Here is a 14,436-nt window from a genome sequence, read left to right as displayed (position 1 = left end):
AGCTCAGCTCGGCACCAGCCGCCGGACGGCGGCGGGCAGATCCCGGGTGCGCTTGTACGGTCCTGCGACCGACGCGGCGAACGGCCGCGCCAGCAGCGTGCGTGCGACGGCGGACACTTCCTCGGTGGTGACGGCGTCGATGCGCGCCAAGGTCTCCGACACGCTGCGGTGGTTGCCGTAGCTGAGCTCGCTGCGCCCCAGACGGTTCATGCGCGAGGCGGAGTCCTCCAGACCGAGCACCAGCCCCCCGCGCAACGAGCCCTTGGCGCGTGCACACTCGGCATCGGTGATGCCGTCGGCGGCCACCTCCTCCAAGACGCCGCGCGCCAGCGCCGCCACCTGGCCGAGGTTCTCCGGCTGACATCCGATGTAGACCGAGAACGCCCCGGTGTCGGCGAAGGTGTCGACACTGGAGTACACCGAGTACGCCAGCCCCCGCTCTTCTCGGATGCGCTGGAACAGACGTGAACTCAGTCCGCCGCCGACCACGGTGTTCAGTACCGACAGCGGCCAGCGCCGCTCTCCTTCATGCCGCCCGAAGGCGCGCACACCGAAGACCAGGTGCGCCTGCTCGCTGTCGCGATGGCTCCAGTGCAGCTGCGGAGTGCCGTGTGGCCGGAACCGGCCCTCGCGCCTGCGCGCGGGCGTCGCCGCTGGATCCAGCCGGTTCTCGAACGCCCGATGCACCAATTCCACGGTGTGGTCGTGCTCCACGTTGCCCGCGACCGCCACCACCATCCGGTCCGGCCGATACCGCCGCAGATGGAACGATCGCAGCTGCGCGGCCCGCATGCCCTCGATGGATTCCACGGATCCGATCACCGGGCGCCCGATGGGATGATCGCCGAACAGCGCGGTCAGGAAGGAGTCACCGACCAGGTCCTCGGGGTCGTCGTCGCGCATGGCGATCTCCTCGAGCACCACCTGTCGCTCCACGTCCACGTCCGAAGCCCGGCACAGGCCGTTGAGCACGACGTCGGAGACCATGTCGACGGCCAGGGGCAGGTCGTCGTCCAGCACGTGCGCGTAGTAGCAGGTCTGCTCCTTCGCGGTGAACGCGTTGAGTTCGCCGCCGACCGCGTCCATCGCCTCGGCGATGTCCAGGGCCGAGCGCGTCGGCGTGGCCTTGAACAGCAGGTGCTCCAGGAAGTGCGCGGCGCCCGCGACAGTCGGGCCTTCGTCACGCGATCCGACCCCGACCCAGACGCCGATGGACGCCGAGCGCACCCCGGGCAGATGCTCGGTGACCACGCGTAATCCGCCGGGTAGCACGGTGCGGCGCACTCCGCTGTCCGCGTCCATCCGCAGCTCGAGTGACGAACCCCCCTGCCCGGTGCTGAGCAGAGGGGTTGTCGTCTTCTTCTTCGTCACAGGGACAAGTACTACTCGGTCCCGGGCGCGCCCGCATCGGCCGTGTCGTCGCCGGGCTCGTCGGCGTTCTCCTCGACCGGCACGAGCGAGATCTTGCCGCGGTTGTCGATGTCGGCGATCTCCACCCGGAGCTTGTCGCCGACGTTCACCACGTCCTCGACCTTGGCCACGCGCTTGCCGTTGCCCAGCTTGGAGATGTGCACCAGACCGTCGCGGCCCGGCAGCAGCGAGACGAACGCGCCGAAGGCGGTGGTCTTGACGACCGTGCCCAGGAAGCGCTCGCCGACCTTCGGCAGCTGCGGGTTGGCGATGGCGTTGATCGCATCGATCGCGGCCTGCGCCGACGGACCGTCGGTCGCGCCGACGAACACGGTGCCGTCGTCCTCGATGGAGATGTTGGCGCCGGTGTCCTCGGTGATCTGGTTGATCACCTTGCCCTTCGGGCCGATCACCTCGCCGATCTTGTCGACCGGGATCTTGATCGCGGTGACGCGCGGCGCGTACGGGCTCATCTCGTCCGGGGTGGCGATGGCCTCGGCCATCACGTCCAGGATCGTGGTGCGCGCGTCGTGGGCCTGGCTCAGCGCGCCGGCCAGCACCTGCGACGGGATGCCGTCCAGCTTGGTGTCCAGCTGCAACGCGGTGACGAACTCGCGGGTGCCCGCGACCTTGAAGTCCATGTCGCCGAAGGCGTCCTCGGCGCCGAGGATGTCGGTCAGCGCGACGTAGCGGACTTCGTCCTCACCCTGGTCGTTGGTGATGGTGTCCGACACGAGGCCCATCGCGATACCGGCGACCGGCGCCTTCAGCGGCACACCCGCGTTCAGCAGCGACAGGGTCGAGGCGCACACCGAACCCATCGAGGTGGAGCCGTTGGAACCCAGCGCCTCCGAGACCTGACGGATGGCGTAAGGGAATTCCTCCTGGCTGGGCAGCACGGGGATCAGCGCCCGCTCGGCCAGCGCGCCGTGACCGATCTCGCGGCGCTTGGGCGAGCCGACGCGGCCGGTCTCGCCGGTGGAGAACGGCGGGAAGTTGTAGTGGTGCATGTAGCGCTTGCTGGTCTCCGGGCCGAGCGAGTCGACCTGCTGGGCCATCTTCACCATGTCCAAGGTGGTGACGCCGAGGATCTGGGTCTCGCCGCGCTCGAACAGCGCCGAGCCGTGCGCCCGGGGCACCACGGCGACCTCCGCGGACAGCGCGCGGATGTCGGCCAGGCCGCGGCCGTCGATGCGGAAGCCGTCGGACAGGATGCGCTGACGCACCAGTTTCTTGGTCACCGAGCGGAACGCCGCGCCCAGTTCCTTCTCACGCCCGGTGAAGTCATCGGCCAAGCGCTCCAGGACGGCGAGCTTGATCTCGTCGATCTTCTCCTCGCGCTCCTGCTTGCCGGAGATGCTCAGCGCCTCGCCCAGTTCCCGCTTGGCGGTGCCCTCGACGGCCTCGTACACGTCCTGGCCGTAGGGCGGGAAGAGCGGGAACTCCTCGGTGGGCTTGGCGGCCAGCTCGGCCAGGTCCTGCTGCGCGCGGCACAGGCGGGCGATGAACGGCTTGGCGGCCTCGAGCCCCTCGGCGACGACCGCCTCGGTCGGCGCCTGGGCGCCACCGTCGACCAGGCTGATGACGTTCTCCGTGGCCTCCGCCTCGACCATCATGATCGCGACATCACCGGAGTCGACCACGCGGCCCGCGACGACCATGTCGAAGACGGCGCCCTCGAGCTGCTCGGTGGTCGGGAAGGCGACCCATTGGGACGCCGCCCCGTCGTGGATCAGCGCGACGCGCACGCCGCCGACCGGGCCGGAGAACGGCAGGCCCGCGATCTGGGTGGACGCGGACGCGGCGTTGATCGCCACCACGTCGTAGAGGTCCTTCGGGTCCAGGCTCAGTACGGTGACCACGACCTGGATCTCGTTGCGCAGGCCGTCGACGAACGACGGGCGCAGCGGCCGGTCGATCAGGCGGCAGGTCAGGATCGCGTCGGTGGAGGGACGGCCCTCCCGGCGGAAGAACGATCCGGGGATGCGGCCCGCGGCGTACATCCGCTCCTCGACGTCGACCGTCAGCGGGAAGAAGTCGAACTGGTCCTTGGGCTGCTTGCCCGCGGTGGTGGCCGACAGCAGCATGGTCTCGTCGTCCAGGTAGGCGACGATCGAACCGGCGGCCTGTCGGGCGAGGCGTCCGGTCTCGAACCGGATGGTGCGGGTGCCGTAGCTGCCGTTGTCGATCAGCGCGACGGATTCGAACACGCCCGGCTCGACCTCGACGGCCGTGCTCTTGCGTTCAGTTGTCTCGGTCATTCTTCTCTCTCAACCTCTCGTCTTCGCCGGCTCGAGCGCTCGCTGGCGCGATCCGGCTGTCGTCAGCCGTACCGGGTACGGACGCGCGGCAACCCTCCTGGCTGCGGCGCGCACACCCGGCCGAATCCCCTTGGACGCGGCGACGCGGAGGCGGTCATCGATCGAAGCCCGACGGCGCCAACTCGCTGCCGATAGGCCACTACCGAAGACCGACGCCACGCGGGCGGGTGCATACGGCTGTGCAATGTTGTCGTGCGACGGGGCCGCGATCCACCCCTCTACACATATGCCAACGGTGCGATTGTACGTCGCACACTCAGTTGAACCAGCGACCGCCTCGAACACCCCCGTGTCGGACCGCCGCCCCTCACTCCCACCGCACCGCGGCGGATCTGCGAATATACGCACCGACGTCGGAACAAGCCCCAGCCCGCCGCGCATCGAGTCTGCTGCGGCGAGGTCCCCACAAGATCATTTTGCGAGTGTCGACGACGGGTAGAACGGAAAAATATGTGTCCGCGCCTCGCGGATCCAGCGAACCCGCGGCTCCCCCGGATGGCATGCGTCAGACCACGCGGTCACATCCCGACGGACCGATTCAAGCGAGCGAGACCGAGCGGCGCCGGTGGCGGGTGCGGCTCGCGTCCGTGCGATCGCTCGGACGCGAGCCATCGATGGCCGCGAACACGCGGCCTCGAAAAATTACCGCCGCAGCCCGAGCCGCTCGATCAGGGCACGGTAGCGGTTGATGTCGTTGTCCTGCAGGTACTTCGACAGCCGCTTGCGACGACCGATCAGCGCCATCAGGCCGTGGCGGGTGTGGTGGTCGTGCTTGTGCTTCTTCAGGTGCTCGGTGATGTCGGCGATCCGCTTGGACAGCAGCGCGATCTGCGCCTCCGGCGAACCGGTGTCCTTCTCGTGCAGGCCGTACTCGGCGAGAATCGCCGACTTCTGCTCGGTGGTCAGCGCCATGGGGCATCCACTCCTGTTTCTCAGTTCCGCGCTCGTATGTCCGGTTACCCGGCTGCGGGCGCCACCGCGGACCGCAGCAAACCCGATCGACCACCCTACCGGACCGGGAGCTTCCCGCCGAAATCGCGGGCCCGCCGACCTGGGACAAGACTGCGGTCGCACCGCGCAGTGCGGCAGGGCCATTACCTTCCGGGTAATCGACTCGCCTCGTTCCGGCTGCGAATCTTCTTCTCGTACCGCCGAATACGAGGAGACGACGATGCCCTACTTGGAGACGACCGACGGCACCCGCCTGGCCTACGAGGACTACGGAACCGGCACACCGATCGTGTTCCTGGCCGGGTGGGCGCTGAACGCGGAGATGTGGGAGTACCAAGTTCCGTTCTTCGTCGAGCGGGGTTACCGCTGCGTGTTGCTGGACCGGCGCGGGCACGGCCGCTCGGACCGGCCGTCGACCGGATACGACTTGGATACCCGCGCCGACGACGTGGCCGAGCTGATCGAACAGCTGGATCTGCGCGAGCTCACCCTGGTCGCCCACTCCGCGGGCGGCGCGGAGGTCGCCCGCTATCTGGGCAGGCACGGCACCACACGGGTGGCGCGCATCGCGCTGTTCGCCACGACGCTGCCTTTCCTGCGGCAGACCGAGGACAACCCCGAGGGCCTCCCGGAAGAATTGAGCCTGGCGTCGATCGCGCAATGGCGCGCCGACCGGCCGAAGTGGTTCGCCGACCGTGCGCAGGGATACTTCGCCACGCATCTGGGCAACGACGTCTCCCCCGCGCTGATCGAACACGAGACGCGCCGTTGCCTGTCCGCATCGCCGTGGGCCACCATCGCGGTCTGGGAGTCCACCTTCCCCTCCGACCACCGCGAGATTCTGCGGAATCTGCCCATTCCCGCCTTGGTCGTGCACGGCGTGCCGGACCAGTCCATTCCGATCGACGCCAGCAGCAGGCGCACGGCGAAACTCGTTCCGGACTGCGTCTACAAGGAGTACCCGACCGCCGGGCACGGCTTGTACGTCACGCATGCCGAGCAGCTCAACAACGACCTGCTCGAGTTCATGAAGTCCTGAAACTCACCCGGCGTCGACGGCGGTGAGGATCTTGCGGGCGGTCTCCACGTCGCGGCCCATGGACTCGACGAGCTCGTCCACCGACTCGAATTTGCGCTGGCCCCGGATGTGCTCGACGAAGTCCACCGCGACGTGCTGACCGTAGAGATCGGCCTCGCCGTCGAGCACGTACGCCTCGACGGTGCGGGCGCGGCCGGAGAAGGTGGGATTGGTGCCCACCGAGATGGCGGCCATGGCCCGCTCGCCCGGGGTGACGGTGCCGATGGTGGGACCGGGGCCGAGCACGGTGAACCAACCGGCGTACACGCCGTCGGCCGGAATCGCGGCGTGCATCGGCGGCGCGACGTTCGCGGTCGGGAACCCGAGTTGCTTGCCGCGCCCGTCACCGTGCACGACGACGCCTTCCACCCGGTGCGGGCGCCCGAGCGCCTCGGCCGCGGCCGCCATGTCCCCGGCGTCGACGCACGAGCGGATATAGGTCGAGGAGAAGGTCACGGCGTGCTCGCCGAGCAACGTCACGCCGTCGACCTCGAAGCCGAAGCGCTTGCCGAGTTCGCGCATCGTCTCCACCGTGCCCGTGGCCTTCTTGCCGAAAGTGAAGTTGTCGCCGACCACCACCTCGACCACGTGCAACCGCTCCACCAGCAGGTCGTGGACATAGCTCGCGGGAGTCAGCTTCATGAACTCGTGGGTGAACGGCATCACGCAGAACACGTCCACGCCCAGTTCCTCGGCCAGTTCGGCGCGGCGGGTGAGGGTGGTCAACTGGGCTGGGTGGGAGCCGGGGCGGACCACCTCCATCGGGTGCGGATCGAATGTCATCAGCACCGCGGGCACGCCGCGCGCGGCGGCGGACTTCACGGCCCGGCTGATCAGCTGCGCGTGGCCGCGGTGCACACCGTCGAACACACCGATCGTGAGAACACAGCGCCCCCAGTCCGCGGGCACCTCGTCGAGACTTCGCCATCTCTGCACAGTGCGCAGCCTACGCAAATCAGGTAGCGAACAGTATTCGGGCGTGCTGATCTCACACAACACTTCCGGTGCCGCGCACCGGTGCCAAGACTCGACCCGCTGGGGCCGGTAGGCCACACGCCACCAGGCCGGATACGACGCGGACGCCGTCAGACTGCTCGAGCCGCACGCAGCGACCGAGCATGATCCGCGCGCCGGAGCCGCATGCCGCTCTGCTGGCGGTGCCCCCGGCATAGCCGGGAGGTGGCCCGGCTCGCCGCACGCTTGTGCGCCACCTTGCCGGGACGTCGGGTTCGGCGACACCTCCCGGGAAACTTCGCCCGCCGGAAACGAAACGGACGATTTCGCGAAAGAGCCGGTACATCCGCGGTTTTTCGGGGCCTTCCGAGCTCGTCTCACCATCAGCGGGAATGGTCTAGCGTCCAATTCGTCGGCGACAGAAGTGCCCCGGAGTAGCCCATGAAAAGTGCAGTCAAGCACGTGCGCGTGATCAAGCCGTCCGATGCGGCCGAAACAATCGGGCGGCAACGACAACGCCTCATCCCCTGCGTCACCACCGAAACGTGTGGCGCTACCGGCATCTCGGCGGGCATGGTCAACATGACCCCCGGCGCCATGTCCAAAGCGCATTATCACGCGCACAGCGAGATCGTCGTCGTCTGCCTGCGCGGGCGGGCGGCGACCTTGATCGGCCCGGAACTGACTCCGTATTTCCACGGTCCGGGCGAGTTCATCTACATCCCGGACGGCGTCGTGCACGTGGCGGTGAACCTGGACGAAACCGAGGACCTGGTCGCGGTGGAAATGCGGACCGATCCTCTGTTCAACGACGACGTGGTGCTGACGCCGGAATACGACGCCCTGGTGCCCGAAGTCGTCGCGCGCCTCCGGCGCCGCGATCCGATCGGTGCCTGACGTGGTGCGCCTCCAGCACAGCCGCCGCGCGGCCGGAGTCGGCAGCGGACCCATCGATGACATGTTCGCGACGCTGGCACGCCGCCCCGACGTCGTCTCGTTCGCCGTCGGAGCGCCCGACCCCGCCCTGCTCCCGGGCGAACTCGTCGCGACGCTCTCGCAGAGCGTCATCGACAGGTACGGCAGCGCCGTCCTTCAATACGGGATGACCCAGGGATTCGCGCCACTTCTGGACGAAGCGCGAAACCTGCTGCGCGACCGCCATATTCGATGCACACACGATCGCCTGCATATCTCCACCGGCGGATCCGGCGCTTTGCACAATGTGTGTTTGGCGGTGCTCGATCCGCATGACGTGGTGCTCGTCGAAACACCGACCTACGGCCCGGCCGTCAAAGAATTCCGTAGCCACGGAGCGACTGTCGTCGCGGTGCCGTCCGACGAATTCGGCATCGTGCCGGAAGCACTCGAGGAGGCTCTGGCCGGATACGACGTGACATTCGTCTACCTACTGCCCACGTTCCAGAATCCGACCGGGCGGACGATGCCCGCCGGGCGGCGGGAACGAATCGCGGAGATCGCCGTCCGCCACGGCACGCTGATCGTCGAGGACGACGTCTACACCGACCTGCGCTATCGCGGCGTGGCACCGCCCGCGCTGTGGTCTTTCGCGCCGGACAACTCGGTCTACATCACGTCCCTGTCGAAAACTCTCGCCCCGGCGATTCGTGTCGGAATCACCGTCATGCCCCCGGATCTGCTGAAAACCGTGCTCGCATTGAAGCAGGGCATCGATATGCAGACATCGACGTACTGTCAGGCGATTGCCGCCGAATTCCTGGGCAGTTCGGCAGGCGCCGCGCACCTGGCCTACGTCGTCGAGGCCTACTCGGCCAAGTTGGACGCCTTGACCACCGCGGCCGAGCGGCATCTCCCGGCCGGGTTCCGGTGGACCGAACCCGACGGTGGGATGTTCCTGTGGATCGAGGGCCCGGCGGGTTTCGATGCCGACGCGGCACTGACCGAAGCGCTGCGACAGGGGGTCGCGTTCCTGCCCGGAAGCGCCTTCTACGCCGACGACGTCACCGGCCACCGCAACGCGATGCGGCTGAGCTTCGCGAACGTGCCGCACGACGACATCGACCGGGGCATCGCGCTGCTGGGCGCCGTCTTGCGGGAGGACCCCACGCACGCGACGGCAGGCACCGCATGAGTGGTCAGGCCCGGAGGCGGCAGCGCAGCGTCACCACGCAGGGCCCCACTCATGCCGAAATGGACACCGCATGAGTGGTCAGGCCCGGAGGCGGCAGCGCAGCGTCACCACGCAGGGCCCCACTCATGCCGAAATGGACACCGCATGAATGATCGGCATCCGGTGCTGGGCACATGGGAGGTGGTCGCGGACGGCGCTCCGTTCGGCTACCACGTGATGCAGTTCCACCCGGGCGGCACGATGCTGCAGTCGAACCCCGATCACGGCAATCGCGCCACCAGCGACAGCAACGGCATGGGCAGCTGGCGAGCCGACGGTTCCCGGGTCACCGGCGCGTTCCTGGAGTTCACCGTGGATCGTGCCGACCCCTCCGTCGTGCGCAAGGGGATCGTCGCCTTCGAATTCGACGTGGCCGGTGACCGGTTCTCCGGATCCGCCTCGGCGACGTTCTACGACCTCTCCGGCGCACCGGTCGGCGCACCGGCCACCGCACGGCTCACCGGTGCGCGATTCGACGGCGTGGCCGCGCATCGCGATGCGCTGGACCTTTCGAGAACCGTGTGACTCGCCCGCCGCGGACGACGCTCTCGGCGAGCGCACCCGGGAATGAACGGCGAATCGCGTTTCGTTCGCGATCGGGCGACGACGGGGTCGACGATGTGTGGATCGGCACGCCAGTGCCTAAGCTCGGGGTGTGCCAGGTAAACGAGATATCGCCACGCGACGCGAGTTGGCCGACGCCCCGGCGCCGGGCGACGCGCAGGGCGGTACCGCGACGATCGCGCCGGTGCTCTCGTCGGTCGCCCAGGACTACCTCAAGGTCATCTGGACCGCGCAGGAGTGGTCGCAGGAGAAAGTGACCACCAAGTTGCTCGCCGAGCGGATCGGCGTGTCGGCCTCCACCGTGTCCGAAGCGGTCCGCAAACTCGCCGACCAGGGACTGGTCGAGCACGCCCGCTACGGTGCGATAGCCCTCACCCACGAGGGGCGCCGCGCCGCCGTCGCTATGGTGCGCAGGCACCGGCTCCTCGAGACATTCCTGGTCAACGAGCTCGGTTACGGCTGGGACGAGGTGCACGATGAGGCCGAGGTGCTCGAGCACGCGGTCTCCGAGCTGCTGATGGCCCGGATCGACGCCAAACTCGGATATCCCGATCGCGATCCGCACGGCGATCCGATCCCCTCGGTGGACGGCGCGGTTCCCACTCCGCCCGCGCGCCAGCTCAGCGACTTCCATGCGGGCGAATCCGGCCGGGTCGCGCGCATCTCCGACGCCGATCCGGACATGCTGCGCTATTTCGACTCCGTCGGCATCGCCCTGGACACCACCATCGCGGTCGTGGAACGCCGCGACTTCGCGGGCACCATCGCCATCCGCATCGGCGCCACCGAGTCCGCCACCGACCTCGGGCGCCCCGCGGCCGAGGCCATCTGGCTCACCGCCTGACCGGTCACTTCCGCCGCGAGCCTCCGAGTTCACCAGCCGAGCGGGTCGAAAGGCGGCGCCCCGCCTGCGCGCACAGCCGGTCGAGGATGTTGACGCCGAAACCGGCGAGTGGCGCCGATGATCACTTCCGGCACGACCGCAGGTGAGTGCTCGGTGAAGGCCGAAGCCGATGGCGAGTGAAACGGGTCAGCCGAGGTCGGCCGTGGTGGCGTGACGAGCCAGCTCGGCCGCGCGGATCGCGACGGCGTCGGCGAGGTCGGTGGTGGTCGCGGTGCCGCCGAGATCCGGGGTGCGGATTTCCCCGGTGGCGAGGACGTCGCAGACCGCTCGATCGATCGCGGCGGCCGCGGTGGACTCGCCGAGATGCTCGAGCAACATCGCCCCCGCGAGAATCTGCGCCACCGGGTTCGCGATGCCCTGGCCCGCGATGTCGGGGGCGCTGCCGTGCACGGCCTCGAACATGGAGGGGCCGGTGCGCTCGGGATTGATGTTGCCCGACGGCGCCAGGCCGAGACCGCCGGTCACGGCGGCGGCCAGATCGGAGAGGATATCGCCGAAGAGGTTCGAACCCACGATCACGTCCAGCCGGTCCGGGTGGAGCACTAGTTCGGCGGCCAGCGCGTCGACGTGCATCTGCCGCGTCCGCACCTGAGGGTATTCGGTCGCGATACGTTCGAAGACGCTGTCCCAGTAAGGCATCGAATGGATGATCCCGTTCGACTTCGTCGCCGAGCACAACCGCCCGGACCGTTCGGCTGCCCGCTCGAACGCGTAGCGGATGATCCGCTCGCAGCCGGTGCGGGTGAACACCGACTCCTGCAGCACGAATTCGTCGGAACGGCCCTCGTTGTGGATGCCGCCGATCCGCGAGTACTCGCCTTCGGAGTTCTCCCGCACGATGAGGATGTCCAGGTCGGCGGCGTTCCGGTCACGCAGCGCCGACTCCGTGCCGGGCAGCAGGCGCACCGGGCGCAGGTTGACATACTGACCGAAGGCGCGGCGCAGCGGGATCAGCAGTCCCCACAGCGAGACGTGGTCGGGGACACCGGGAAAGCCGACGGCGCCGAGCAGGATGGCGTCGAAGCCGGCCAGCCGCTGCGGGCCGTCGGGAGGCATCATCGCCCCCGTACGCAGAAAGTTCTCACACGACCAGTCGAATTCGGTCCATTCCAGTCCCGGCAGCACGGCATCGAGCACGCGCACCGCCGCCGCGGTGACGTCGACTCCGATTCCGTCACCCGGGATGGTGGCGATGCGATACCCGCTCACTGACGCTCCTTCACAGTCGCACTCCGATGTACTTGGTCTCCAGGAACTCATCGATCCCGGTCAGCCCGCCCTCGCGGCCGAGCCCGGACTCCTTCACACCGCCGAACGGCGCGGCCGGATTCGACACCACGCCCTGGTTGAGACCCACCATGCCGGTCTCCAGCGCCTCGCACACGCGCAGGCCGCGCCGGAGGTTCTCGGTGAACACGTAACTCACCAGCCCGTAGGGGGTGTCGTTGGCCCTGGTCACCGCTTCGTCCTCGGTGTCGAAGACGCCGATCGCGGCGACCGGGCCGAAGATCTCGGTGTGGCACAGCTCGGCGTCGTCGGGGACATCGATCAGGACGGTCGCGGGATAGAAGGTGCCCGGTCCGGGCAGCGCTGTCCCGCCGGTGAGCACCGTGGCACCGCGAGCCCGAGCGTCGTCCACCAAGCGCTGCACCTTGTCGACGGCCTCGGCGTCGATCAGCGGGCCCACCACGACGTCCGGGTCGGTGCCCCGCCCGCTCGGCAGAGCCGCCATCCGGTCGGCGAGTCGGCGTGCGAAGACGTCGGCGATGCCGCGCTGCACGAGGATGCGATTGGCGGCGGTGCACGCCTGACCGATATTGCGCATCTTCGCCGCGAGCGCGCCCTCGACCGCCTCGTCCAGGTCGGCGTCGTCGAACACCAGCAGCGGGGCGTTGCCGCCGAGTTCCATCGACGTGCGCATCACCGTCCGCGCGCACTGCGCGAGCAGCTGCTTGCCGACCGCCGTCGAGCCGGTGAACGACAACTTGCGCGAGCGGGCGTCGAGGATCAGCGGCGTCATCACCGCGGCCGGGTCGGCCGTCGTCACCACGTTCACCACCCCGGCGGGCAGCCCGGCCTCGGCCAGCACCTCGGCCAGCGCGAGCATCGAAAGAGGCGTCTGCTCAGCGGGTTTCACCACACACGTGCAGCCCGCGGCGAGCGCGGGCGCGATCTTGCGGGCGCCCATGGCCACCGGGAAGTTCCACGGCGTGATGAGCAGGCTGGGCCCGACCGGCTGCCGGGCCACGAGAAAACGCGAACCGCCGGTCGGCGCGGGCAGGTACCCGCCGTCCAGCCGTACGGCCTCCTCGGCGAACCACCGGAAGAACTCGGCGGCGTAGGCGATCTCGCCGCGCGCCTCGGCCAGCGGTTTGCCCATCTCCAGCGTCGCGATCAGCCCGAGCCGGTCGGTCTCGGTCAGCAACGCGCGATGCACGCGCATCAGCAGATCGCTGCGCTCGCGCGGTGGCGTGGCCGCCCAGTCCCGCTGCGCCGCGCACGCCGCGTCCAGCGCGGCGAGACCGTCGGCCGGATCCGCGTCGGCCACCGCGCACAGCACCTCACCGGTCGCCGGATCGAAGACGGGCAGCGTCCTGGCCGTCGCCCGCCACCGCCCCTGGATGAACAAGCCGCGTGGCACCGTGTCGATCGCCGCCCGTTCGGCTGCGCTCAGTGCGCTTTCGGTGAGCATGGTCGGTGGCTCCTTCCGGCACCGCGCAGCATCCGGCCATTGCTGCGACCCGTGCGGCCATGTTATGCATATTGTCGACAATCCGACAATAGACAAGCTTTTCCCTTCCACCCGCTCCGGGAGGCGAATCACCATGACCGAGCTCTCGCCCATCCTGAAACAGGCCACTCCGGTGACCGTCGACCACGGCGCGGGGTGCTATCTGTACGGCACCGACGGACGCCGCTACCTGGACTTCACCGCCGGCATCGGCGTGACGAGCACGGGCCACTGCCACCCGAAGGTGGTCGCCGCCGCACAGGCACAGGTGGCTTCGCTGATCCACGGCCAGTACACGACCGTGCTGCATCGTCCGCTGCTGGAGCTGACCGAGCGGCTCGGCGCGGTGCTGCCCGAAGGGTTGGACGCGCTGTTCTTCGCCAACTCCGGCAGCGAGGCGGTCGAGGCCGCGCTGCGACTGGTGCGCCAGGCCACCGGACGGCCGAACGTCGTCGTCTTCCACGGCGGCTTCCACGGCCGTACCGTGGCCGCCGCCACCATGACGACCTCCGGCACCCGTTTCTCGGCCGGATTCAGCCCGCTCATGCCAGGGGTGCACGTCGCGCCGTTCCCCACCGCCTATCGCTACGGCTGGAGCGAGCGGGAAGCCACCGCCTTCGCGCTGCGGGAACTGGACTATCTGTTCGCCACGCTCACCTCGCCGGCCGAGACCGCCGCGTTCCTCGTGGAGCCGGTGCTCGGTGAAGGCGGGTATGTCCCGGGCAACACCGAGTTCTTCCGTGGGCTGCGCGAACGCGCCGACCGGCACGGCATCCTGCTGGTCTTCGACGAGATCCAGACCGGCTTCGGCCGCACCGGTAAGTTCTTCGGCCATCAGCACTTCGACGTCCGGCCCGACGTGATCACCATCGCGAAGGGCCTGGCGAGCGGCTTCCCGCTGTCCGGGATCGCGGCCCCACGCGAGCTGATGGCGCGGGCGTGGCCGGGCTCGCAGGGCGGCACCTACGGCGGCAACGCGGTGGCGTGCGCGGCGGCGATCGCCACGCTCGATGTCATCGAATCCGAAGGGCTGGTGGCCAACGCGGCCGCGCGGGGGGCACAACTGCTGGGCGGTCTGCGCGACAGCGCCACCAAGGCGATCGGTGACGTGCGCGGCCTCGGGCTGCTCGCGGGCGCCGAGTTCACCACGGCCACCGGCGAACCGGACACCGCCACCGCCGCGGCTGCCCAGCGTGCCGCGGTGGACAAGGGTCTGCTGCTGCTGACCTGCGGCGCGCACATGAACGTGGTGCGGATGATCCCGCCGCTGATCGTGACCGAATCGCAGATCGAGGACGCCCTGGCGGTCTGGTCCGAGGTGCTCGCCGAGCTGTAGTTCGCGACCAGCACCGTCCGCTGTGCCCGCCCGGCGGG

12 protein-coding genes are annotated in these 14,436 nt (G+C 68.9%); 6 read left to right on the top strand and 6 right to left on the bottom strand.

The genetic code is table 11. The features are described 5' to 3' along the window. Positions 1 to 3: 3 nt before the first annotated feature. From ACWEKR_RS01875 to rpsO, 3 genes are all read right to left on the bottom strand, one after another. Positions 4 to 1,302: a M16 family metallopeptidase gene (locus ACWEKR_RS01875; protein WP_452353084.1), complete on the bottom strand. Its 1,299-nt coding sequence runs from the start codon at positions 1,300 to 1,302 to the stop codon at positions 4 to 6. An 80-nt stretch (positions 1,303 to 1,382) separates the two neighbouring features. Continuing rightward, positions 1,383 to 3,671 (bottom strand): polyribonucleotide nucleotidyltransferase, encoded by a 2,289-nt coding sequence (locus tag ACWEKR_RS01870; protein WP_452352835.1) that lies wholly within the window; start codon positions 3,669 to 3,671, stop codon positions 1,383 to 1,385. Positions 3,672 to 4,373: 702 nt separating this feature from the next. After that, a complete protein-coding gene (gene rpsO / locus ACWEKR_RS01865; RefSeq protein ID WP_159839097.1) occupies positions 4,374 to 4,643 on the bottom strand; it encodes a 30S ribosomal protein S15 in 270 nt (89 codons plus the stop codon). A gap of 259 nt (positions 4,644 to 4,902) precedes the next feature. Here rpsO and ACWEKR_RS01860 point away from each other — a divergent pair, with 259 nt between their 5' ends. Beyond that, the gene (locus ACWEKR_RS01860) at positions 4,903 to 5,721 is read left to right on the top strand and encodes an alpha/beta fold hydrolase (protein WP_452352834.1); all 819 of its coding nucleotides are present in this window, start codon (positions 4,903 to 4,905) and stop codon (positions 5,719 to 5,721) included. A 3-nt stretch (positions 5,722 to 5,724) separates the two neighbouring features. Here ACWEKR_RS01860 and ACWEKR_RS01855 read toward each other — a convergent pair whose 3' ends face one another. Then, a complete protein-coding gene (locus ACWEKR_RS01855) occupies positions 5,725 to 6,696 on the bottom strand; it encodes a bifunctional riboflavin kinase/FAD synthetase (protein ID WP_159839093.1) in 972 nt (323 codons plus the stop codon). 459 nt (positions 6,697 to 7,155) lie between these two features. Here ACWEKR_RS01855 and ACWEKR_RS01850 point away from each other — a divergent pair, with 459 nt between their 5' ends. From ACWEKR_RS01850 to ACWEKR_RS01835, 4 genes are all read left to right on the top strand, one after another. Continuing rightward, the gene (locus ACWEKR_RS01850; protein WP_195083808.1) at positions 7,156 to 7,611 is read left to right on the top strand and encodes a cupin domain-containing protein; all 456 of its coding nucleotides are present in this window, start codon (positions 7,156 to 7,158) and stop codon (positions 7,609 to 7,611) included. After that, a complete protein-coding gene (locus ACWEKR_RS01845; protein WP_452352833.1) occupies positions 7,604 to 8,824 on the top strand; it encodes an aminotransferase-like domain-containing protein in 1,221 nt (406 codons plus the stop codon). Before ACWEKR_RS01850 ends, ACWEKR_RS01845 begins: the two co-directional genes overlap by 8 nt. Before the next feature lie 144 nt (positions 8,825 to 8,968). Beyond that, the gene (locus ACWEKR_RS01840) at positions 8,969 to 9,388 is read left to right on the top strand and encodes a hypothetical protein (RefSeq protein WP_452352832.1); all 420 of its coding nucleotides are present in this window, start codon (positions 8,969 to 8,971) and stop codon (positions 9,386 to 9,388) included. Positions 9,389 to 9,602: 214 nt separating this feature from the next. Continuing rightward, positions 9,603 to 10,271 carry a metal-dependent transcriptional regulator gene (locus tag ACWEKR_RS01835; protein WP_452353083.1) on the top strand — a complete coding sequence of 223 codons (669 nt, stop codon included), beginning with the start codon at positions 9,603 to 9,605 and terminating at the stop codon, positions 10,269 to 10,271. 186 nt (positions 10,272 to 10,457) lie between these two features. Here the strand turns inward: ACWEKR_RS01835 and ACWEKR_RS01830 are convergent, their stop codons facing one another. Beyond that, the gene (locus ACWEKR_RS01830) at positions 10,458 to 11,540 is read right to left on the bottom strand and encodes a tartrate dehydrogenase (RefSeq protein WP_452352831.1); all 1,083 of its coding nucleotides are present in this window, start codon (positions 11,538 to 11,540) and stop codon (positions 10,458 to 10,460) included. A gap of 10 nt (positions 11,541 to 11,550) precedes the next feature. Beyond that, complete coding sequence (locus ACWEKR_RS01825) at positions 11,551 to 13,023, bottom strand: NAD-dependent succinate-semialdehyde dehydrogenase (protein ID WP_452352830.1); 1,473 nt, start codon at positions 13,021 to 13,023, stop codon at positions 11,551 to 11,553. Positions 13,024 to 13,156: 133 nt separating this feature from the next. On the opposite strand from ACWEKR_RS01825, the gene ACWEKR_RS01820 reads away from it, so the two are divergent. Next, positions 13,157 to 14,398, top strand: a complete 1,242-nt coding sequence (locus ACWEKR_RS01820; RefSeq protein WP_452352829.1) for an aspartate aminotransferase family protein — start codon at positions 13,157 to 13,159, stop codon at positions 14,396 to 14,398. Positions 14,399 to 14,436: the final 38 nt, after the last annotated feature.

It is taken from the genome of Nocardia sp. NPDC004573 (assembly GCF_053602135.1).
This window is presented reverse-complemented; position numbering and strand designations above follow the sequence as displayed.